The 21,580-nt window shown below is 61.0% G+C and carries 21 protein-coding genes and 1 pseudogene; 5 read left to right on the top strand and 17 right to left on the bottom strand.

Features of this window, described 5'->3' with window-relative positions:
* Positions 1-40: 40 nt before the first annotated feature.
* Positions 41-1,108: pseudogene (locus tag AAFX91_RS03625) on the bottom strand (glycosyltransferase family 2 protein); the annotation flags it as partial.
* A 341-nt stretch (positions 1,109-1,449) separates the two neighbouring features.
* Positions 1,450-2,322 carry a hypothetical protein gene (locus AAFX91_RS03620; RefSeq protein WP_130576518.1) on the bottom strand — a complete coding sequence of 291 codons (873 nt, stop codon included), beginning with the start codon at positions 2,320-2,322 and terminating at the stop codon, positions 1,450-1,452.
* 905 nt (positions 2,323-3,227) lie between these two features.
* On the opposite strand from AAFX91_RS03620, the gene AAFX91_RS03615 reads away from it, so the two are divergent.
* Together AAFX91_RS03615 and AAFX91_RS03610 are read left to right on the top strand one after the other, a co-directional pair.
* Complete coding sequence (locus tag AAFX91_RS03615; RefSeq protein ID WP_394565562.1) at positions 3,228-4,583, top strand: glycosyltransferase family 4 protein; 1,356 nt, start codon at positions 3,228-3,230, stop codon at positions 4,581-4,583.
* A gap of 573 nt (positions 4,584-5,156) precedes the next feature.
* Positions 5,157-5,540, top strand: coding sequence for a hypothetical protein (locus AAFX91_RS03610; RefSeq protein WP_245475590.1), 384 nt, complete (start codon positions 5,157-5,159; stop codon positions 5,538-5,540).
* Positions 5,541-5,622: 82 nt separating this feature from the next.
* On the opposite strand, the gene AAFX91_RS03605 is transcribed toward AAFX91_RS03610, so the two are convergent.
* The 7 genes from AAFX91_RS03605 to AAFX91_RS03575 all read right to left on the bottom strand — a co-directional run bounded on the left by AAFX91_RS03605 (position 5,623) and on the right by AAFX91_RS03575 (position 11,166).
* The gene (locus AAFX91_RS03605; RefSeq protein ID WP_130576521.1) at positions 5,623-6,459 is read right to left on the bottom strand and encodes an ABC transporter permease; all 837 of its coding nucleotides are present in this window, start codon (positions 6,457-6,459) and stop codon (positions 5,623-5,625) included.
* Positions 6,449-7,117 (bottom strand): ATP-binding cassette domain-containing protein, encoded by a 669-nt coding sequence (locus AAFX91_RS03600; RefSeq protein ID WP_130576657.1) that lies wholly within the window; start codon positions 7,115-7,117, stop codon positions 6,449-6,451. Before AAFX91_RS03600 ends, AAFX91_RS03605 begins: the two co-directional genes overlap by 11 nt.
* A gap of 127 nt (positions 7,118-7,244) precedes the next feature.
* Complete coding sequence (locus AAFX91_RS03595) at positions 7,245-8,549, bottom strand: cytochrome-c peroxidase (protein ID WP_394565561.1); 1,305 nt, start codon at positions 8,547-8,549, stop codon at positions 7,245-7,247.
* A 220-nt stretch (positions 8,550-8,769) separates the two neighbouring features.
* Positions 8,770-9,696, bottom strand: coding sequence for a lactate dehydrogenase (locus AAFX91_RS03590; protein WP_130576523.1), 927 nt, complete (start codon positions 9,694-9,696; stop codon positions 8,770-8,772).
* 173 nt (positions 9,697-9,869) lie between these two features.
* Complete coding sequence (locus AAFX91_RS03585) at positions 9,870-10,010, bottom strand: hypothetical protein (RefSeq protein WP_165420928.1); 141 nt, start codon at positions 10,008-10,010, stop codon at positions 9,870-9,872.
* Positions 10,011-10,058: 48 nt separating this feature from the next.
* Positions 10,059-10,469: a putative zinc-binding protein gene (locus tag AAFX91_RS03580; RefSeq protein ID WP_130576659.1), complete on the bottom strand. Its 411-nt coding sequence runs from the start codon at positions 10,467-10,469 to the stop codon at positions 10,059-10,061.
* Between the two features lie 46 nt (positions 10,470-10,515).
* Positions 10,516-11,166, bottom strand: coding sequence for an alternative oxidase (locus tag AAFX91_RS03575; RefSeq protein WP_394565560.1), 651 nt, complete (start codon positions 11,164-11,166; stop codon positions 10,516-10,518).
* A 187-nt stretch (positions 11,167-11,353) separates the two neighbouring features.
* Here AAFX91_RS03575 and AAFX91_RS03570 point away from each other — a divergent pair, with 187 nt between their 5' ends.
* On the top strand, positions 11,354-12,073 hold the full coding sequence (locus tag AAFX91_RS03570; RefSeq protein WP_245475593.1) for a Crp/Fnr family transcriptional regulator: 720 nt from the start codon (positions 11,354-11,356) through the stop codon (positions 12,071-12,073).
* Positions 12,074-12,128: 55 nt separating this feature from the next.
* On the opposite strand, the gene AAFX91_RS03565 is transcribed toward AAFX91_RS03570, so the two are convergent.
* Genes AAFX91_RS03565 through AAFX91_RS03550 form a run of 4 tightly spaced genes read right to left on the bottom strand, consistent with a single transcriptional unit; the run spans position 12,129 to position 15,036 of the window.
* Positions 12,129-12,482 carry a hypothetical protein gene (locus AAFX91_RS03565; RefSeq protein ID WP_130576525.1) on the bottom strand — a complete coding sequence of 118 codons (354 nt, stop codon included), beginning with the start codon at positions 12,480-12,482 and terminating at the stop codon, positions 12,129-12,131.
* A 33-nt stretch (positions 12,483-12,515) separates the two neighbouring features.
* Positions 12,516-13,463 carry a U32 family peptidase gene (locus AAFX91_RS03560; protein ID WP_130576526.1) on the bottom strand — a complete coding sequence of 316 codons (948 nt, stop codon included), beginning with the start codon at positions 13,461-13,463 and terminating at the stop codon, positions 12,516-12,518.
* A 56-nt stretch (positions 13,464-13,519) separates the two neighbouring features.
* Complete coding sequence (locus AAFX91_RS03555; RefSeq protein ID WP_130576527.1) at positions 13,520-14,497, bottom strand: peptidase U32 family protein; 978 nt, start codon at positions 14,495-14,497, stop codon at positions 13,520-13,522.
* A 2-nt stretch (positions 14,498-14,499) separates the two neighbouring features.
* The gene (locus AAFX91_RS03550; protein ID WP_394565559.1) at positions 14,500-15,036 is read right to left on the bottom strand and encodes an SCP2 domain-containing protein; all 537 of its coding nucleotides are present in this window, start codon (positions 15,034-15,036) and stop codon (positions 14,500-14,502) included.
* A 117-nt stretch (positions 15,037-15,153) separates the two neighbouring features.
* Between AAFX91_RS03550 and AAFX91_RS03545 the strand changes: the two genes are divergently transcribed.
* On the top strand, positions 15,154-16,656 hold the full coding sequence (locus AAFX91_RS03545; RefSeq protein ID WP_394565558.1) for a UbiD family decarboxylase: 1,503 nt from the start codon (positions 15,154-15,156) through the stop codon (positions 16,654-16,656).
* 39 nt (positions 16,657-16,695) lie between these two features.
* On the opposite strand, the gene AAFX91_RS03540 is transcribed toward AAFX91_RS03545, so the two are convergent.
* From AAFX91_RS03540 to bioB, 4 genes are read right to left on the bottom strand one after another with little or no spacing between them, the layout of a single operon-like run.
* Positions 16,696-17,985: an adenosylmethionine--8-amino-7-oxononanoate transaminase gene (locus tag AAFX91_RS03540; protein WP_394565557.1), complete on the bottom strand. Its 1,290-nt coding sequence runs from the start codon at positions 17,983-17,985 to the stop codon at positions 16,696-16,698.
* On the bottom strand, positions 17,982-18,614 hold the full coding sequence (gene bioD / locus AAFX91_RS03535) for a dethiobiotin synthase (RefSeq protein ID WP_130576531.1): 633 nt from the start codon (positions 18,612-18,614) through the stop codon (positions 17,982-17,984). Before bioD ends, AAFX91_RS03540 begins: the two co-directional genes overlap by 4 nt.
* Entirely contained in the window at positions 18,611-19,765 is a 1,155-nt protein-coding gene (locus AAFX91_RS03530) for an 8-amino-7-oxononanoate synthase (protein WP_130576533.1), read from the bottom strand. Before AAFX91_RS03530 ends, bioD begins: the two co-directional genes overlap by 4 nt.
* Before the next feature lie 47 nt (positions 19,766-19,812).
* Positions 19,813-20,823 carry a biotin synthase BioB gene (gene bioB / locus AAFX91_RS03525; protein ID WP_394565556.1) on the bottom strand — a complete coding sequence of 337 codons (1,011 nt, stop codon included), beginning with the start codon at positions 20,821-20,823 and terminating at the stop codon, positions 19,813-19,815.
* Positions 20,824-20,947: 124 nt separating this feature from the next.
* On the opposite strand from bioB, the gene AAFX91_RS03520 reads away from it, so the two are divergent.
* On the top strand, positions 20,948-21,580 hold the full coding sequence (locus AAFX91_RS03520; RefSeq protein ID WP_130576537.1) for a GntR family transcriptional regulator: 633 nt from the start codon (positions 20,948-20,950) through the stop codon (positions 21,578-21,580).

The following is a 21,580-nucleotide window of genomic DNA, read 5'->3' as shown; positions in this document are numbered from 1 at the left end:
GCCCGACATAGACCGACGGCGCGCAAACATTGCGAAAGCCCTTGGCGCGCGCGCGAAGGCAGAGGTCGACATCTTCGAGATAGCCGCGCTCAAACGTTTCCGACAGCCCGCCTACGGCATCGAGACAGGCGCGCGTGATATAGAGACAAAACCCGATGCCGCTTGGCACGTCGATTGCATCGCCGGCGTCGGCAACACCCGCGATACGATCGATCTCGAGTATTTGCTCATAGCTCGGCATCGGATTGACGTCATTCGGCATCGGGAACGAAAAGATGTCACCGTTGTTGGAAAGCGGCGTGATCGTCCCGATGTTGGGTGCCGAACGCGCCACGGCCGCCAATCGATCAACAAAGCCGGGTGCTGCGACGGTGTCGGAGTTCAGCAACACGACGTCGCCCGTCGGCACCTCCTCCAGCGCACGATTGATCGCTCCGACGAAGCCAAGGTTTACCGCGTTCACAACAAGGTCGATCGTGTCGGCCGCGGCAAGCTCTTGGAGATAGCGCCGCAACTCCACCTCGGGGCTGGCATCATCGACGGCCAGAATGCGGAACGGCTCGCTTCTCGACGCACCCGAAGCTCTTGCCTTAACGAGGCTTTCAAAGCAGTCGATCGTTGCCTGTACGTCCCGATAGACGGGAACGATGACGGTGGGGGCGGAGGTGCGAGGCCTTGGCCGAGCGGAGGGATGCGCGTGTGCTCGGACCCGCGCCGGCGGAGACAGGTTGGGTGCGAGCCGCCGGATCTGGAAGATCTCGCCATCGCATTTCAACGTCAGCGTCTGAGGGGTCCTGGATGGTGGCCGCCTAACGAGAAAGGCGGTCGCCTGAACGTCCCTGCTGGCCAAGGGATGAAATGAGTTGGGCTCGAGCAGGCTCGTTAACGTGCCGTCTTCGGTCGCAAGGCTCGCTTCGACTGTGGCGGCCTTGGTCCAGGCGACCCAGCCTGTCACGTGATTGTCAAACACCGAGCAGGCGGCCCAGTGCCGATCCCCAGCACGCCGGAGCTCAGCGATGGCAGCTCGCAGGATGGCCGGATTGCCGTCACGGCTTATCAGATTGGCAGCCGCGCCCCGCCGCCGATCGTCCGTGGCCCAGGCAAGCATTCGACGGTTGGCGCCGACGTCGGAAGGGTCGACAAGAAGCGCTTCGGTGAGGTCGGCGAGCGCCGCTTCGCCGCGTCCAAGCTTCCAGTTCGCCTCCGCGCGGAGAATGAAGCAATGGGCGGCCGGCGGCGGTTCAATACGGCAGCGTCGATCCGCATATTTGAACGCTGTGATAAAGTCTTGAGCAGTCAGCGCCTGCGCCGCCAGGCGCTCGAGCGCGATATGTGAGCGAGGTCCGACGAGCGCTGGGGCGTCAATGACGGTGCCGAGAACCATTTAACCGTGCCCTGACCGATTGCGGTCGCTTGCCGGCGCTCCGAAGTCTCAGTGTCCGGATCGCTTCAGGTAACCGGACTCTCTTGGCGCGGCCGGCTGCGGAACACACGGACCCGCCCCGAACCGGCAGGCTTTCGCGGCTTCGCAGGCGCTGCGACCTGTTCCGCGGCTGCAATCCGTTCGATGCCAATGCGAATGCCAACCAGAGGTTCGCGATTGGTCGGACCCGACAGCACCACGCGTTTGCCGACCGCGCGCAAGGTCGGTGCGTTCAAGAACCCTGCCTCCGCGACGAACTCTAATTCGTCGGTGCCGCTCATTTCCAGGACCACGCCCGTAATGGGCAGGGCCCGCCCGCGTGTACCGGCGTAGGCGCCGAGCGGGACCATTCTGCCGCTCCCGGCCTGACCGTTGGCGAACTGTACCGCATAGCGGATATCAAGACCGACCGGCTTCTCCGGCCATTCCAGGGCCACCCCTTCCACGCGGGACGGTGCCGTTGGACCTGCAATCCATGCGTTGGGTCCGACAGTGACGTCGCCGCGACCCGCCACGTGGCCAAGCACCTTCAGGCCTTCCGTCGTGGCATTGGCATGCAAGCCCAGGCTTTCGCTTTGCGCCGTGACGACGTGGGCTCGGCCGGATTGGATCGGTTCAATGCGAACCACGGCGGCTTGCGATCCTCCAAGTCGCATGGGCTGGACTTGGACCTGCAAAGTGCCGGGCGTGTTGACTCGGACCACCAAGCCGGAATTCGGCTCCCAAAGGGTTGGCTCGGTCGCATCAGGGTGCAGGATGATCTCCATCCGCCTTTCGTGGCCTACCGCCGGTGCGACCGTAACATGAGGTGGAGAGAGGGAGTCTTCGGCACTCCTGTAATTCACGAAGAACAGTCCGCGGTCGAGGTTCACCACTTTCTGCTGCTCAGCGTCGCTCATCAACACCCCCGAACAAATCGTAACAATTGTAATCTACTTCGGTTAGCGAGCATATCATATGTGGTCGCCCAAAAGTTAGACATGTTTGTTATCGTGAACTCAACAAACTTCGGGGCAAATGTGGCTAAGCAGGCCATGCAACCAAAGATCGCAGTTCACGTTTTTTCGCCTTTCAGTCTTGGGTGTTGCAACCCGACGTGCTCCGGCGCGCCGAAAGGCAGCGGAGAGAGCCATCCAAGACGCTTGAGGCGAGAATGATGTGACTGCCAACTCGGCCTTGCCGAAGCGCCAAGCTGGTTATCCACAGCAAGACACCTGCTCCGTCAGCAAAGGCAAGTCAAGGAAGCGCCCTCAAGCGTGAGGACGAGCGCCAATGAGTGGATACTGACGACGAGAGAGAGCGACGGATGTACTTAGTCTCTGCACTCAATAATGCCACCATCCGGCGGAGCCTGTCGTTTTCATCTCTCAGCAGTGCGATGGAGTCGGCGATGTTCTCAGCGCTGCACAGATCGAGATGCCGGATTTGCGGTTGGCAGTCGGAAGGAGGTCGTTTGAATTTCATAGCGTTGCCCACACGCTTGCCCTTGCATTCCTGAGACTACACTGAGTTTCAACATTTGGATGCCCAAAGCAAAACCAAAAGTTGCATGGAGTTGCGACTAATCGACGAATTTTGGGGCAGGAAGATGTCAGATCGAACGAAAGCTTTTTGCTGATGCAGAATTGCAGCATTCTAATCATAGGGAACTTTGTCACCACATAGTGCGAATGCCGAACTATCGTTCGGCGATTAGCGATTGATGGTTCGCTGCAGGAAATTCTTGCTATAAACACGACGCGCAAGCTTCAGTCCGTTCTCGATTGATCGTACTGCTTGAAGCAGACAGGCGACAGCATCGTCGATGAAGATTTTATTCGTTCACAATAACTTCCCGGCACAGTACCGCAATCTGGCGGCTGCGTTGGCTAACGAACCCGGCTTCGAGCTCGTTGCTGTCGGTGCATCGAGCGCGCAGCCGATGCCTTCGGTTAAGTTGATTAAATATATGCTCCCCGAAGCAGATGTTTCCGGAACCCATCCTTTCGCCAGGCGATTCGACCTTGAGTGCCGCCGCGCTGAGCAAGTGCTTTACAGTCTTTCGACCTTGGCGGCGTCGGGCTTCGCCCCGGACTTGATTCTGGCCCACCCGGGATGGGGAGAGACCCTGCCACTGCGCACGATGTTCCCCAAGGCAAGATTGTTCGTCTATTGCGAGTTCTTTTACGGCGCCGAGGGGCGGGACATCGGATTCGATCCGGAATTTCCGATGTCCGGACTGGATGGTCATATCGGACTGCAGTTGAAGAATGCGACGACATTGCTGGCGCTGGCAGATTGCGACCTCGGAATCTCGCCTACCACTTGGCAGCAATCGACCTTTCCCTCGCATTATCAAAGCAAGATCGAAGTGATTCATGAAGGAATTGATACATCGCGCGTGCGGCCAGATCCGCGGGCGCGCCTGACGCTGCCGAATGGCCGGGAAGTACGTTCGTCGGATGAGATTGTGACGTTTGTCGTACGCAATCTCGAACCGCTCAGGGGCTACCACGTCTTCATGCGTGCTCTCCCCGAAATCCTCAGGCGGCGGCCCAACGCGCAGATCGTCATCATTGGCAGGGATGGATTATCGTATGGACTTCCTCCGCCGGCCGGCAAGACCTGGAAGTCGATCTTTCTCGACGAGGTCCGCGATCAGTTGGATCTGTCGCGCGTTCATTTCATGGGAGGCGTCCCATATCAGACATTCATTTCAGCGCTCCAGGTATCATCGGCACATGTCTATTTGACTTATCCCTTCGTGCTGTCCTGGTCGGCGCTGGAAGCTATGAGCGCCGGTTGTTTGGTGATTGGGTCTGATACGGAGCCGGTGCGCGAAGTCATCAGTTCCGGCGAGAATGGTTTGCTGGTTCCATTTTTTGCGGTCGATGAGCTCGCCGAACGCGTGATTGAAGCGCTGCAGGAACCCGCGAAGTTCTCGTCAATGAGGCAGGCCGCCCGCCGCTTCGTCATCGATCACTATGACGCAGAGCAGGTCTGCATACCGCGAATGCGTCGCCTTCTCGATTTGAGGGCGCCCTCGGTGCCGTCAGCGCGGAACTTTTGGCCGGGGCGCTCGCCGTCAGACTTGTCGAAAGGCACCAAGCGTGCTTCCCGGAAATCGTCCGCCGCGGCGGGATTGGGAATGTCAGGCGAAGAGGGCGCTGGCCTTTCGTAGGCCGCGCGGCACGCGGCACTCTATCCAAGACATCTATTTTCCGATGCGTCGAAAATGGCGACGTCGACCTTTATCTGTGCAGGCCGTCCGAAACGGTTGAGAGCGGTCGCAGGCATGTTGCTACGTTTGGCTCATCGACGGCATACCTATTTCGAGAAGCTCATCCTCGCGGTGACACAGGCGTGATGATGTCGGACCCGAACGATCAATCGATCGCGAGCGACCACGAACATCGCCGTATGCGCAGACAACCCCAGCGAAGTCAGGCGCGATGAGTGTGACTACTCTCGGCAACGTGATGGTATGAGAAAAATCATATAATTGACGTGGACATCGTCGGTCATATCTCCACGAACAGCAGAACAATGATGTGGCCGGCATAGGGAGGCGCTCGCAGCGTTCGTCACCGATCGTTGCGCCGCGACGTTTTTGATCGCAACGAGAGGACTCTAGGTGCGATCGGCCTGCCCGCAAAATAATCATCGCGGAGATCAAAATTAATGCTGCACCGGTGATCTGGTGGCACGTGATTTGCGAGCTTCGCGACCAGCATACTGGAGTTGGGTATCGGATATGATCGCAGCACAGATTGGTCGTGGAATGAGTACGGATTGCAAGCAGCCAGCGCTTCTTATTCTTGCTGTCGTGCTGTCAATTTTTGCATTCGGGTCCGCCCGCGCTCACGATTCTGGGCACCCCGAATTGAACCATTGGTATGAGAGCTTACACAGCGGCAAGGGCCCATGCTGTGACGGCACAGATGCGAAGCGCGTCGATGACGCCGATTGGGAAAGCAAGGATGGTCACTATCGGGTGCGCATCGATGGCGAATGGGTCGACGTTCCCAGGGAAGCTGTCGTAGATGGGCCGAACCTCTCGGGGCGGACGATGGTGTGGCCCTACTATCAAGATGGTCATCCGAAACCGCGATGCTTCATGCCGGGCAGCATGAGTTGAATCGACCGCGCAGTTCGACCAACTTGTGCTGACATGACCGAACGAGTTCGCGCAGGGTGCGCGATGACCGAGCCTGCCCGGCTTACGGATGAGCCCGCGTCACCGTAGGGCTCGACGTTGACGCTTCCGCAGGCCGAAGCGCCAACTGTGCCGCTGAAGTAAACACGCGGGACCGCATGAGAAGGGTGGCGACGAGGCCGGTAATCCCCGACGCAGCCAGGATCATGGCAACGACCACGAATTGGTAGATGGCGGCGTAGACCGGACTCGCGCCGGAGACCATCATGCCGGCCATGACCCCGGGGATCCACACCAAACCGAGAGACTTCAGCATATCGAGCCGAGGCAGAAGGCTCGCATAGACCGCGCTCTGAAGATAAGGCGTAACCGTAACGGCGGGCTCTGCGCCCAGCGAGAGGCTTGCCTCGATCTGTCCGACATGGGCGACGATCTCGGCCCGGAAGCGCTCGGCCGCCTGCGCGCATGCATTCATCGCATTGGCGATGATCATGCTGCCGACAGGCACGAGGATCGCGATGTCGGCCCGAAGGCTCCGGGTCACCAGCATCGCCGCGATCACGGTTCCGGCGCCGGCGACGATCGCCCAGAAGCACAGCAGCAGCGCGCCTTCCATTTTCTGGAGGCGGCGAGCTGCCGTGAATGCCGCGGCGACCGTCATCATCAGCAGGATAAGAGTGCCGATCAGCAAGCTGCCTTGGAGCAACACCGCCAGCACCATCCCAACGAGAACCATCTGTATGAGTCCTCGTGCCATCGATACGGCGGCCTCGCGCTCGACGCGGACGGCGTGCCACCGGCAAAGCGCCACCACGGCGGCGCACAGCGCGATGGCGCCGGCGGCTTGGGCAAGGCCCATCAACACTTCGCTGCCTATGCTGCTCTCCAACTCAGTCAGCATGCAGCACCTCTCTGGTTGCGCCGATCGCGACAAGTCGGCCCGCTTCCATGATCATGGTTCTGTCCGCGAGACGGATGGCTTGCTCACGGTTGTGCGTGACGATCACGCAGGCCATTCGCCGTTCTCGGATGATGCCGAGAATGAGCTCCTCGACCCCGCGCACGGACGCCTCATCGAGCGCGGAGGTCGGCTCGTCGAGCAGCAGAACCTCAGGAGCATTCGCCAGCGTTCGAGCCAGCGCCACGCGCTGGGCCTCGCCGCCGGAAAGGTTGCCGACATCACGGTCGGCGAATCCGGATAAGCCGACTCGCTCGAGCAGCGTTGCGATCTGCGGCGGCGGCATGACTTCCCCGCGCTGGCGCGGTCCGAAAGCGATGTTCGCAGAGATTGTGCCGGGAAACAGAAAGGCCGTTTGCATGACCATGCCGACGCGCCGCCGCAACTCCTGCGGCGCAATTGACCGGTAGTCCGCAGACGTCAGCAGAACCGTGCCGGCCGTAGGCTCGTCCAGCCGGTTGAGCAGCCGCAGGAACGATGACTTCCCGGCCCCGCTCGCGCCGACGACGGCGAGAATCTCACCCGCCGAGACTTGTACACTGATGTCATTGACGAGCAGCCGTTGTCCGACGCTCCGCGACAGATGCCTGGTTTCCAGCATCGCAATCGCTGGCTGAGGACGGTTCTCGCCTTGGCGGGATGCGTGCGTGAACGCGGTCGCATCGCCGGGATCGTTCGATAGGGCTGGGTTCGTCGCGGGGCCTCTTTCGACACAATGCGCTGATCCATCAAAATGGCGGCGGCGGCTTCGGCTGCGACGGCTTCGGGCCGAAAGCCCGTGCGGTGTCCCGCTGTGGGCGATCAACCCTGGATAACGCGAGTTGCCGCGCATATTCGTGGTCGCCAGCCTCCTTGTATGGAGAACTTGTCAGCGAGGCAAGAAACGCGACCAGATCATCAATCTCGGCCTCCGTCATGGCCAACGGCTGGATGTCTTCGTCGAGCCAGGGGTCGGCGCGGCCGTCGCCCTTGTTGTAGTGATCGACGGCGTCCCACAAGGTTTGCATCGATCCGTCGTGGAAGTAGGGCCCCGTCACCAGTATATTGCGCAAGTCAGGCGTCTTGAATGCGGCGATGTCGCTCTGCCGTTTCGTGATCAGAAAACGTCCCAGGACCGACATCTCGCTCGCGATCGCCGCGGCGTCGACATCCGGCAGGCGTCCTTGCGCAAGCTCGCGTTCCGCCTGCTGCGCCAAGGGACCTATGTGGTGCCGGAGGATTCCGATGCCGATGTTGTGGAAGTCGTTGTCGGTAAAGACAGTCACGTCGCGTTTGTTGTCCGCCAAGGCGTGGCAAAGGTTGCAGCGTGCCTTGGTGTTGAACAATTCCCAGCCGCGTTTAGCCGAGTCGCTGATAGCGCCGGCGTCTCCGGCGATGAAATGGTCAAACGGAGAATCGAAAGACGCCAGTGTCCGTTCATAGGTCGCGATCGCGCGCAGCAGGTCCTGTTCGTTCACGTCGCGGCCGAAGGCCTGCATGAATTGCACCTGATAGTCCTTGTCGCCAGCGATCCTGGACACGGCAGCAGCGATACTGGACGAACCCATCTCGAACGGGTTGGTGATCGGCAGGGCCGCTTGCTGCTCCAGCGTGTCGACCCGGCCATCCCAAAACTGCGTCTTGTTATAAAGTGCGTTCAGCACGGTTGGAGCATTGCGTTGTCCGGCACGGCCATGGATTCCGATCGACACGGGCCGTCCATCGGTGAAGGCGCGCGCCGGATCGTGACATGTGGCGCACGCGACGGTGCCGTCATCCGACAGCCGGCCGTCGAAGAACAGCTTCTCACCCAACGCAACCGCGGCAGGCGTAAGCGGGCTGGCTGGTGGGATAGCCGATGCCGTCAGCGCCGCGGGAAAGCCGACCTGATTTGACGAGCGGGGCTCAGCGAGCGGCCCCTGCTGGGGCAGTGGGGGTGCCTTGCCCGGCTCCAGCGCCGGCGGTGGTCCGGTATCTTCGCTGACGGTCGAAGCCGCAGTCGCCGACAGAGTAGGCAACAGGAGTAACAAGGCCGCGAATGACGTGGCGCGCATCCGATATGCCTTTGCCGTTGCGCTGAGCAGATATTCCAAAGAAGGTGGATTCAGGACAACTTCGTCCTCGCGAGGAGGCGAGGCACGACCTTGTGGGCGGTCGGCCGTCCCTTCGGCATTCGCAAGGCACCGCTATTGCGGTAAACGTGTGGCGGTGGCCTGTATTTCCGATCCGCACGCAGGTTTGTCCGAACGAACGCACGGCCCGGAAGCGATCGTTCTACTGCTTCAGACGGGCAGACGCGTCCGCGATGTGCTGCGCGCTCGCGCGTAGCGCTGCCTGTTCCTGCCGGCTCATCTGCGGCGTGAGAACGCGCTCGACACCGGCTGCTCCGATCACGGAGGGCAGGGAGAGGCTGACCTCAAATGCTTTTTGGGGGCTCGACACCGGAAGAACAACCTTCTCATCCCCGAGGACCGCCTCGGCGATCCGGGCGGATACGATTCCGATCCCGTACTGGCTGGCGCCGATCCCCTCGATGATCGTGATGTTGGCCTGCCGGACATCCCGTTCAATCTGCACTTTCGTTTCCGCCGGTCGATCGAAAAGTGTCTCGACCGGACTGCCTGCAATTCGGGCGGAGGACCAGAGAAAGACGCTCGAAGTGCCGTGTTCGCCGAGCACGAGAGCATCTACGGCGGTTGGAGCAACGCCGAAGTGACGGGCAAGATGAGTCCGGAAGCGCAGGCTGTCAAGGAACGTACCGGTGCCGAACACGCGTTCATGCCCGGCAGCGTCGCGGGCGACATCGGTGAGCGGGTCCGGCGGATCGGTGACGACAATGATCACGGCATCCGGCGCGGCAGCGACGATGGCAGGAACCAGTTCCCTGTAGATCTTGGCATTGGCGGTGAGGAGCTTCAGACGGCCTTCCTTGTCGCTCCGGTCGGTTGCGCCTCCGGTCTTTTCGTTGACGCCGGCAGTGAGGAGAACGACCGAGCAACCGGTCAGATCGGCGATGTCGCCACTGCGAACGGCGGTCACGTCGCCGATCGCCGCTCCATAGGTGATATCCGTGGCGATCCCGACGCTCTTTGCCGGTGTTCTGTTCACGAGGACGACTTCGTCCGCGCTGCGCCGAAGACTTAGCGCCATCGCGCAGGCGGCGCCGACCGCGCCGGCCCCGACAATTCCGACTTTCCGCATGCTCTATTGCTCCTGCGCAGGTATCGGACAAAGGCCCTTCCGCCACATGAGTATAGTGGCAGCGTGCCGAGCTATAAAGCGAGTGCACCGGTGCTTCATCGCAAGTGTCGTGCTTATTTGAAAGGCCAACGCATGAGGCAGACGACAGTCCGTCGTGCGGATGAATTCACCAGCTAAGGTGATTGCGCGCCGATACGCTCGAACTGCCGTTCCTCGTCTCGGGTGGCGAGCAGGGCGGCGAGCGTGGCGCATTGAGTGCGGATATCGGGAATCGCAATGATCTCGCAGAACGCGGCGCGGGTGAGTGGACCCACGGCGAATAGCCGCATCCGCATTTGACCGGCCGAGGCGAAAAGCGCGAACTACGTACGATTCTCGGCGGACCTCTCGGAGGCCTCTGCGGCAGTGAATCGCTGTGACAGATCGTCGACGATGCGTTCGAATAGCTGGTCAGCTTGAGCAGGATTAAAATCCATCCTGAATCGCTTCTTTGCGCCGAACTGCGTGAGATCGTAATGGCTTGCTGCTTGGACACCGTGTCGCGTCAGGCAACTCTGAACACATTTGAGCGCGCAGCCGTCGATCGCGACTATTGGCCGCCCCGAGGTCGCAACTCGTACAAGCGAAGGAACGTCGCCTCCGACCCCTGCGATGCAGGACATTTCCGCTTTCCCGATTCGATCCAGTCGAATCGCGAGATGGTTCGCCAGTTGAGCGGCGCTTGAACAGCCAGAGCAGGAATACACAAGGGGCAGATCGGTTCGTCGCGCCATTTCTCGTTCCTTTTCGCAGGTCACCAATTGAGCCAGAAAAATCGCCTCAGGCGTTGCCGCGTGGAAATGCCTGACCTGCCGCCAGCGCGTCGGCGAAGGCATGGTGCAGGTCGCGGTGGATGGCCTCATCCTCGCGCATGGCGAGGATCATGTCAGTGACATCCGCATCGGATGGCAAATCCCAGTACGCGATGGCCGATGCGGGTGCCGCATCGCTGCTGCGATCATCAGATCCGAGCCGAATGAGATATTCCGAGTAACCCCGGACCGCTTGCTCGGCGAAATATCCGGCCAGGCGATGCGCTGTCCGGGCGGATATCAAGTAGAGAATGAAAAAAGCATTATAGAATGCCGCTTGCGCGATGGCGATCAGGATACGTTCCCAGGCGCGAGGCTGAGCCAGCGCAATAAACGACATCAGATGAACGCGCTGGTTCTCCGCCTCGTCCATGAAGGTCCGGATCCAGCCGCGATCGTCGAGCATAAGGCGCAGGCATTTGAAATGCAGCAACGTTGCGGCGACCATCGGCGGGACCGCGGCCACGGTCTCGAGCACAACGACACGATGGCCGTATCGACCGCCAAAGAGGGCGCCGGCCATCGATGTGCCCGCGCGCACGATGCCCAGCGCAATTCGGTCAGCCAGGGTGTCTGGCACGCGATGTCGAAACAGATCCGTCTTGTTGACGAGCAGCATTTTCGATCCCGTGTTAGGGCACGCCTCGGCATCAGTCGCCCCGTCTTTGGGTCGGCGGGCAGGGGCTTTCCTCTTGTATGACAAGCCTTGGTATTATTGGGAATAATCGATCCAACTATTTGCGCTGGCTCAAATTGGAGGGCGTTGCCGCACACTACTATGTGACAGCGGAGGTACACCGCCAGATGTGCAGCATGAAGTCGGCGGCATGGATTACTCTCCGGACCTGGATCTCTTCGCCCGGACCGAACTGTTTCAGGGGACTCCTCCGGAGGCGCTCCGATTCCTTCAGGCTTCAGCGGGACGAAGGCGTCTTGCCGCCGGCGATATCCTGTTTCAACAGGGCGACCGCACGACGTCCCTTTTTGTCGTGATTGCGGGCCGGTTGCGGGCGTCGCAGATGGCCCAGGACGGTCAGCAGATTATCATCCGTTATCTTGGTCCGGGAGAGGTTGCGGGCTACGCGGCACTTGTGGGCAGTGATACCCATCCCGGCACGGTGACCGCAGTGGACGATAGTCATCTGATCGGCTGGACGAGCGCCATTGTCAGACAGATCATGGAGCGTTATCCCGTCGTTGCCATCAACGCCCTCACGCTGTTGGGCCAGCGGTATCACGAGATGCAGATCCGTGTGCGTGAACTGTCGACCGAACGGGTCGAGCGTCGGATTGGTCATACCCTTCTTCGTCTGGCGCACCAGTCGGGGCGCCGCACAGCGCGCGGCATCGAGATCGCGTTTCCGCTGTCCCGCCGTGACCTCGCCGAAATGGTCGGGACCACCCTGCATACCGTCAGCAGGACGCTTAGCGCCTGGGAAGAGCGGGGCATCGTCAGTTGCGGGCGGTGCCGCGTGGTCCTGTGCAAGCCGCATGCTCTCGTGGCCATCGCGGACGAGGAGGAATAGTTCGGGCCTTGCGGTCCAAATCTAGCATTCACGTTCCGCTGGTGCGGGTGGCTGCCTACTCCGTTGCGATTTGCCTCAATGCCAACACTCCGGCGAAGGCACAATCGACGATCTCGGAAAATACGAGCTCCATTTCTCTGAACACGGTCCGGTCAGGTTCGCTCTCGGTAAGCGCGTCAAGCTCCGATAGAAGCGATAGAAAGGCAGCGATTTGATTTCTGCAGTCGCGTGCCTGGACAAGCTGCCGCCGGGAGAAGCGGCGCTTTTCAAGCGTCGCAAATCGATCGAGGGCCCCAGCCAGAGAATCCTGACACGTGCAGTCCAGGTTAACCTGCGTGAGAACATGCCGCAGCCGGTTGACGACATCGATGGTTCCGTCCTGCGGTAGGCGCCGTGCTGCAATCGCCATATGGGGCCCCAAAGGTTGCTAGAGCATGTGTTGCTAGAGCATGTGCGGTTTGATCGGTTCACGGAATCCGGGTCGCTGGTTGGTGCGGGCGTCGGGTGCCACGGAGAGAAAGCCGGCTACTCCGTGGAGAAACCCGTTGGAAAAGTGCACGTCCGGATAAAGCTGCGCGAGACGTCGCGTTCCGCTCTCCGCATCCTCCCGGCCATCAAGGACCGCGCGGAAGATGCTGATGACCCCGACCATGTCGCAATCCTGCGGCGACAGGCGAAATGACCCGACGCCGGCCTCGCGCAAGGCATCGGCGTCGCCCAGCAGGTTGGCGCAGGTGGACGACAGGGTCTGGACGCCGTTGACCGTCAGGAAGTCAGCGCCATCCAGCGTCTTCAGCATCAGTCCATCCGGGTCCCGCTCGCAGACGAACTGGCAATTGTCTTTTGTCAGCTTGTGAAGGCGCGCGTGATAGCAGCGGGCGGAGATTGCCAGAGGCACCCGACCGAAGGCGAATATGTCGATCAGGACGCTGGGAAGCGCGGCAGCAATCGCCGCGATCGACGACATCGGCAGCTCCGGCGGGAGGCAGAGTCTTGTCGCGCCACGCTGGGCGTGGAACGCGGCGCTGGCCTCGTTATAGATGTTGATGAACGGACCGATCGCATGAGAGCGACCGACAAGTGGCTTGAGACAGGTCAGATCGTTCACCTCGACCAGGAGCTCTGCCGTATTGACGAGCTCGGCCATCTGCCGCCGCTCGCGCGGCAGCGAGGTCAGGATCAGGGAGCCGAGCAGGACTTGTTTTCCGGCGGCGCGGAGCCGCTCAACGACCGCAGGCAGATGTGGAGCGATGAAGGGCGATCGCTTCGAGCAGACGATCTCTCCAATCACGACGGTGTCGACCGGCGCCTCGTCCGCAATGCGAAAGTAGAAGTCGCGCCAGCGTTCCGGCGCCCAATTATAAAGAACTGGGCCGAGGCTGAGCTGCATGAAACCATTCCTCCGGTCGGTTTTCTCTAGTCATTCAACAAAGACGGCTGGGACGTTCACCTCCAGGTCTTGCGATAGGCACCTACGGTCGTAGCCTGACCTTCCGTGAATGGCATAAGTTGCCCGGCATCGATCGGCAGGCCGGAGTCCAGCGCGTTGAGAGCCTGACGGAAGTGCCGCACGACACCCTCGACATAGGCTCGGCCGCGCTGGCGCCCTTCGATCTTGAGCGCCGTAACGCCGGCGTCGCGCAGCCCGGCAAGCAAGGTTGCAGCGTCAAGGCTCACGGGATCTTCGAAGATGTAACCGGTGCCGTGTTTGGTCGTGAAGCGACCTTTGCAAAGCGTCGGATAGCCGGCGGCTTCACCGATCTCGAAGCTGTTGATCGTGAATCCACCTAGGCGCGACTTCGTCCTGCCGTTCTCCTGCTCATAGGCGACATGGCTTGCGGGTGAACATACGCCCTGCATGTTCGGCGACTGCCCGGTGGCATAGGACGACAGCGAGCAGCGGCCTTCAGCCATCACGCAAAGGCCGCCGAAGACGAACACTTCGGTCTCGCAGGTGATCTCGCGGACGATGCCAGCTATTTCCGCGACGCTCAGGACGCGGGGCAAGACGACGCGACGGGCGCCGAATGTCTCGGCGTAAAAAGCGATGGCATCCGCGTTGGCGGCGGCCGCCTGCACCGAGACGTGCAAGCGTTGGGCAGGATGGCGGCGCGCTGCATATTCCAGCAGGCCGACATCGGCCAGGATTAGCGCGTCGGCTTTGGCCGCTACAGCGTCGTCTATCGCCCGATGCCAGAGACTGACGGCGCCCGCGCGCGGGAATGTGTTGATGGCGACCAGGACCTTCACGCCGCGGCGATGTGCAAGCGCGATCGCATCGGAGAGTTCGGCGCGGCTGAAATTCAGACCCGGAAAGTTTCGTGCATTGGTCTCGTCGTTGAAGCCGCAATAGATCGCATCGGCTCCGGCGTCGATCGCGGTCTTCAATGCGGCTGGTGTGCCCGCGGGACAGATCAGCTCCATCGTCAAATCCCTTTGTGCGATCGATTTGAGGCGCCGGCCACCGTTCGAGCAATTTGCAGCGTGCGTTTCAATGGTTCGGCCAGTGGTCCGAATATGCTGGCGATCTCCGCCACCGGGTCGAGTTGCGCGTCATCAATCGCGTTGCGAAGCGCGAGCACCGCCTCGACACCACCTTCCACCACGAGGTCGCGCGAAAACAGCAATGCATCGCCGTCAAGGCTGCCTTCGATCAGACCAAATAGCCCGGCTAACGGACTGGAAATCCGAGCGTCAACATCATCCGGCAGGTTGCGCACCACCGACAGCCGCGGGCGGGAAGGGGCGGCCTCGAGCAGAAAGCCAAAGGGCAGATCGGTCGGCTTGATGCCAAATCGTTTTCGGGCATGCTCGCCGAGCCTGTCGAACATCCTCGGATGTTCCCTGCAAATGCGAAGCAGCACGACCGTGAGTACAGTCTGAAGCGGCAACAGCGGCAACGGGCGCACAGCAAGCGCCAGCAATGGAGGCACCGGCAACGGTGACGGCGCAGGCGAGGTCATTTTCGAAAAGTTCATTCCGTCAGGATAGAGCGATGATCACGAGCGTTGTTTGTGCAAGAACAAAGAAGACCTGGAATTTTGCTGCATAGGAGTCTCTGTGTCTTAAGGAGAAGCCTCTTGTTACGTCGCGACGTGCCGAATTTTCAGGAACTGCACGACTTCCTGGTTTTTCTCGAGAGCAAGGGGCAATTGCGACGCATTCGCGAGAAGGTGTCGGTGGTGCACGACATCACGGAAATCCATCGTCGCGTTCTTCGCGCGGAAGGACCGGCCCTTCTGTTCGAACAGCCGGTGAGGGCGGATGGGGCTCCTTCGGATATGCCGCTGCTGACCAATCTTTTCGGTACGATCGAACGGGTGGCCTGGGGATTTGGCGTGCGGCCGGACCGGCTGAGGGAGCTTGGCGAACTGATGGCCGAACTGCGCGCGCCCCGGCCGCCGCAAAGCCTGATCGACGCATGGCGCAAGCTTCCCCTTGCACGGGCCGCGCTGGCGACCCGGCCGCGCACGATTTCAGCGGCGCCGGTGCAGGAATGTATCGCAACCGGCGACGCCATAGACCTCGGCATTTTGCCGGCCCAGGTCTGCTGGCCCGGAGAGCCGGCGCCCCTGATCACCTGGCCGCTGGTCATGACTGCGCCGCCCGAGCCCGCCGCTTTGGGCCAGGACAACATGGGAGTCTACCGGATACAGGTGCTGGGCCGCGACAGCGCCATCATGCGCTGGCTGCCGCATCGCGGCGGTGCCCGTCACCACGATCAGTGGAAAAGGCTTGGCCGGGACATGCCGGTCGCCATCGTCATCGGCGCCGATCCTGCGACCATCCTGGCTGCGGTCTTGCCTGCGCCGGAAGCGATCTCCGAACTGCGGCTGGCTGGCATGCTGCGCGGGCAGCGGCTGGATCTGGTCCGCTGCATCACCGTTCCGCTCTCGGTGCCCGCCACGGCCGAAATCGTCATCGAGGGTTATGTGTCCGCGACGGAAACGGCGCCCGAGGGTCCTTATGGCGACCACACCGGCTATTATAATTCCGTCGAGGAGTTTCCTGTGTTGCGCGTGACGGCGGTGACCCGGCGGCGCAAGTCGATCTATCTCTCGACCTTCACCGGACGTCCGCCGGACGAGCCGTCCCGCATCGGCGAGGCGCTCAATCATCTGTTCCTGCCTCTGGTACAACAGCAGTTTCCGGAAGTTATCGACCTCTGGCTCCCGCCGGAAGCGTGTTCTTACCGGATCGCGGTTGCGGCGATTTCCAGGCGCTATCCAGGGCAGGCGCGGCGCCTCATGCTTGGGCTGTGGTCGATGCTGCCCCAGCTCACCTACACCAAATTTCTCATCGTCGTCGATGGCGATATCGATATCCGCGACTGGCGTTCCGTGATGTGGGCGGTTGCAACGCGAAGCGATAGTTCGCGCGATCTCGTCACGCTTGCCGATACCCCGATCGATTACCTCGACTTCGCCTCGCCAAAACCAGGTCTTGGCGGCAAACTCGGAATCGATGCAACGATAAAGATGCCGCCGGAAACCGAGCGTGCATGGGGCGAGGTGCTGACCATGGACCCAGATGTGGTGGCACGCGTCGACGCCATGTGGCCGGTCCTGGGTCTCGGTGGATAAGCCTTGCCGATCTTCGACGCGATGCTGGCTATAGTGTCCTCAAGAAATCCCAGCTGACTTCCCAGAGACTAGCGCATCGGCGGCATCGCTGATGCCGACATAGATCTCATTGAGGTCGGCCGCTGTGACGCAATAAGGCGGCATAACGTAGATCGTATTGCCGAGCGGCCGCAGCAAGAGATTTCGGTCGCGAAAAAAGGCTTGAAGCTTCGGACCAATGTCAGCGAGGTAGCCCCCGTCGGGGACTGCCAAATCAAGCGCGGTGATGGTGCCGACCCGGCGAACGTTGTTGAAGCGTGCGTCCACGCGAAACGATTCAATTCCTTCTTCTTGCATTGCTGCCACGGATGCGATGCGCTTTCGAACGTCCGGTTCTTGCCAAAGATCCAGGTTCGCTTTCGCGGCGGCGCACGCGATCGGATTGGCCGTGTATGAGCTCGAATGAAAGAACGTGCGCGCGCGATCTTTCGAATAGTGGGCGTCAAAGATATCGGCGCGGCAGAGTGTCACGGCGAGCGGAAGCGATCCGCCAGTGAGGCCTTTGGAATAGCAGGCGATGTCGGGCGACACGTCCGCCTGCTCAGACGCGAACAATGTCCCCGTCCGGCCCCAGCCGGACATGACTTCATCGGCAATGAACAGGACATTAGATGCCTCGCAGATCCGCTTCGTCTCTCTCAGCACCCAGGCTGGATACATCAGCATCCCGCCCGCGCCCAGGATCAGCGGCTCCACAATGAACGCGGCCGGATTGTCGTTGCGACACGCAGCTTCGAGCGCATCAAGCGTTGCCTGTTCGCGACCGCGTTCCGGAAACGGCACTGAGGTGACGTCGAACAGTAACGGTTCATATGCCGCGTTGAATACACCTCGTGCGCCGACCGACATCGTACCCACCGTGTCGCCGTGGTAGGAGTGCTGCATCACGACAATGCGCGAGCGCGGCTCGCCGATGTTGTGCCAGTAGCCGAGCGCCATTTTCAGCGCGACCTCCACGCTGGTCGAGCCGCTGTCGGAAAAAAAGACGTAATCGAGGCCACGGGGGGCCAATTTCAGAAGCAGCGCAGCGACCTCTTCGGCCGGCTCGTGAGTATGGCCGGCAAAGATAATCTGGTTGAGCTGCTCTGCCTGCTTCTGAATGGCGCTTACGATTTGCGGATGGCAGTGGCCGTGCGTCACCACCCACCAGGATGCGATTGCGTCGATGATACGACGGTCGTCTGCGGTATAGAGATAGGCGCCTTCTCCGCGCACAACCTTCGTCATCGCGCCCTGCAGCGCGTGTTGCGTGAATGGATGCCAGATGCGGGACTGCTTTTCGTGCATCATGGCTTGAAATCGTCGCGGTTAAATGAGCCTTCGAAGGCGGTCCGCAGCGCGTCCGGGCTTAGAGGGGAAAGCCAGGGCAATCGTCCAAGCTTCCGTATCCGTCCGATCCTGCAGATCGTGGTCTCGGTATCGGTGTTTTCGTCGCCAATGAATGCAATCCCGAGAACATCGATCCTACGATGTCGCAGCGCTTCGATCGACAGCAGCGAATGATTGATGGTGCCGAGCGCGGTGCGCGCGCAAAGCACGACAGGAAGTTGCCAGCGCGCAAAAATGTCGATGTACAGTTTGCTGCGGCTAAGCGGCACCATCAGCCCGCCCGCACCTTCTATCACAAGCGGGCACGTGCCGGTGTCCGGCACGTGAAGCGATTCCGTGTCGAGACCAACCCCGTCAATCTCGGCAGCCAGATGGGGCGAAGCCGGTGTTCTGAGACGGTAACGCTCGGGCACGATGCGATCGCAGGAGAGGGCTCCCAGCCGCGCCACGTGCTGGGAGTCAGTCTCACCATCGAGACCAGCTTGAACAGGCTTCCAATATTTGGCGCCGAGAAAGCCGGCGAGTCCCGTTGCAAACACTGTCTTGCCGATCCCGGTGTCCGTGCCAGTCACCACGATCCGCAGGCTCATGGGGACTTGCCCCTTGTCTCTTCGAACAGGGCATCGAGCATTGCCCGCACATCATCCTCGCTGACATTCAGGGTCAGGGAAATCCGCAACCGTGCCGTACCTGCCGGTACGGTTGGTGGCCTGACTCCACGGATATCGAAGCCCCGAACCTGCAACGCAGCCGCCAAAGCCATCGCACGCGCGTTGTCGCCAACGATATAGGGGACGATCTGCGAGCGTGAAGGACTTCGGCTGCCGCGCACGGCGAGCTCTCGATGCGTGAACGCGACCAGGCTGGCGAGACGTTGCTGCCGGTCAGGTTCCTGCTGCAGGATTGCTAGCGCCTCCTGCACAGCAACAGCCATTAGGGGGGAGGGAGCGGTAGCGAAGATAAACGGACGGCAACGATTGACCATGAAGTCGCGCAGCACGCGGGTCAAAGTGACGATTGCACCGGCTGCACCCAGTGCCTTGCCGCAGGTATGAATGACGATCAGGTTTTCGCGCCCCTCATAGGGGGCGGTCAGTCCTCGACCCTGCGCACCGTAGACGCCGGTGGCATGAGCCTCATCCACGATCAGGAAAGCATCGTACTGGTCTGCTATCGCGACGAGTTTCGCAAGCGGCGCGAAATCGCCGTCCATGCTGTAGATGCTTTCGACCACGATCCAAACGCGGCCTGTTCCGCCTTTTGCCCGCCAGTCGCGAATCCTGTCTTCAATCGACTGCGGATCATTGTGGGCGCTTTCGCAAAATCCGGCCCGGCCAGCGCGTGCTCCTTCATGAATACTCGCGTGAACGAGAGAATCGAGGACGAGAAGGTCGCCTCGTTGCGGCAACGTTGTCAGAAGCGCAAAGTTTGCCAGATATCCGCCGCCGAAAAATAGCGTCGTCTCGGCTCCGAAGAACCTGGCAGCCTCTGCCTCGAGCTGTTCATGCTCCTCGCAATTTCCGCGCAGAAGCCGTGACCCGCCGCTTCCGATCGGTGTGCCTGCCTCGAGTGCGGCTGCGACCGCGTTCCTCATGCGCGGCGCGCTCGCCAGTGCAAGATAGTCGTTCGACACGAAATCGATACCTGCACGCGGCTTGAGGCCGCGCAGCCGGTCATCGTCCTTCAAGGCCTGCAAGGCGGTGTGATAGCTGACAGTCTTGTCCGTATGGATTGCGTTCATTGCCTCGAGTCCCGGACAAGCAATCAGTTGGGCGAGTCGACAGCAGACTAAGCGACGTGGCTCTGGCCAAGCCGGGATGTCATGCCGAGCCGCTGCAGCAACTTCGCATCGCGATCGCGCTGCGGGTTCTTGGTGGTCAGGAGGACGTCGCCGATGAAGATCGAGTTAGCGCCGGCGAGGAAACAGAGTGCCTGCAGCTCGTCGGTCATGTACTGTCGTCCAGCGGAGAGCCGCACCACGCTCTTCGGCATCAGGATGCGGGCGACCGCGATCAGCCGCACCAGCGCGATCGGATCGGGTCGCTCGGCGATGTCGTTGACCGGGACGCCCTTGACCTCGTTCCAGAGGTTGATCGGCACGCTCTCCGGATGAACAGGCAGATTGGCGAGCAGAACCAGCATACCCAGCCGGTCATCAACGCGTTCACCCATGCCGATGATGCCGCCACAACAGACCTTGATGCCGGCGTCGCGCGCGTGTGGCAGCGTATCGATGCGATCCTGCAGGGTGCGGGTGGTGATGATCTTGTCGTAGAACTCGGGCGACGTGTCGACATTGTGATTGTAGAAGTCGAGCCCGGCTTCGGCGAGCCGCGCGGCCTGGCCCGGCGTCAGCATGCCGAGCGTGACGCAGGTCTCCATGCCGAGGCCTTTCACCGCGCTGACCATATCGCAGACCTTCTCGAGGTCACGGTCTTTCGGATTGCGCCAGGCGGCGGCCATGCAGAAGCGGGTGGCGCCGGCGTCCTTGGCGCGCTCAGCGGTTGCGATCACATCCGCGTGGTCCATCAGGCGCGTGGCCTTCAGGCCGGTGTCGTAATGTGCGCTCTGTGAGCAGTAGCCGCAGTCTTCCGGACAGCCGCCAGTCTTGATGCTGAGCAGGCTCGCCGTTTCGACATGGTTCGGATCGAAATGCTTGCGATGAATGCTCTGGGCACGAAAGATCAGGTCGGGAAAGGGAAGGGCGTAGAGCGCTTCGGCCTCTGCGCGGTCCCAGTCGGTGCGGACCGCTTCGGTGTTGCGGCTGTCGCCCTCTTTCACTTCTACGGCATGCACCATAGGACTTGCCCTCGCTTGGATATTATCATAGATAATCTTGAGTATTATCTATGATACTGGTCTTGGGACACCAACGCTAGCCGAGGCCGTACGCAAATGCACTCGTTTTTATGATAGATAATCTATGATGGCCGATAACACGACGACAGCGGGGCGCATTGCCGAGTCAATCGGGGCGCGCATCATCAGCGGCGCATTGCAGCCGGATGCGCCGCTCCGGCAGGACCACATTGCGCGGGAATTCAGTTCAAGCCACGTCCCGGTACGCGAGGCGTTCCGGCAACTGGAAGCTCAACATCTTGTTGTCGCTGTGCCCCGTCGCGGTGTGCGCGTTGCGCCGCTTGATACCAACTCCGTGAAGGAAATTGCCGAGATGCGTGCAGCGCTCGAAGTCGTCGCGTTGCGGAACGCCGCGCCGAAATTGACGTCAGCTCATTTGGCGCGAATCGAATTGGCGCTGATTGAGGGAGACAACGCTGAGACGATCCAGGACTTTGAGGCTGCCAACCGCGCCTTTCACCACGCGCTGGTGGCGCCCTGTGCGATGCCGCGACTGCTCGCCAGCCTCGACGGTTTGCAGCTTGCAAATTCGCGCTTGGTGTTCGCAATGGCGCGTAATGCCGGCTGGCGACCGCGGTCCAATCAGGATCATCGCTTGATCCTGCAAGCGCTGCGAGCGCGCAATCTCGATCAGGCCTGTGGTCTGCTCGCCCGTCACATCCAAACCATCGAGCGCCTCGCAATTCCCGCCTCGTGA

This window comes from Bradyrhizobium sp. 31Argb (genome assembly GCF_043638955.1).
Taxonomy (GTDB): domain Bacteria; phylum Pseudomonadota; class Alphaproteobacteria; order Rhizobiales; family Xanthobacteraceae; genus Bradyrhizobium.
This window is presented reverse-complemented; position numbering and strand designations above follow the sequence as displayed.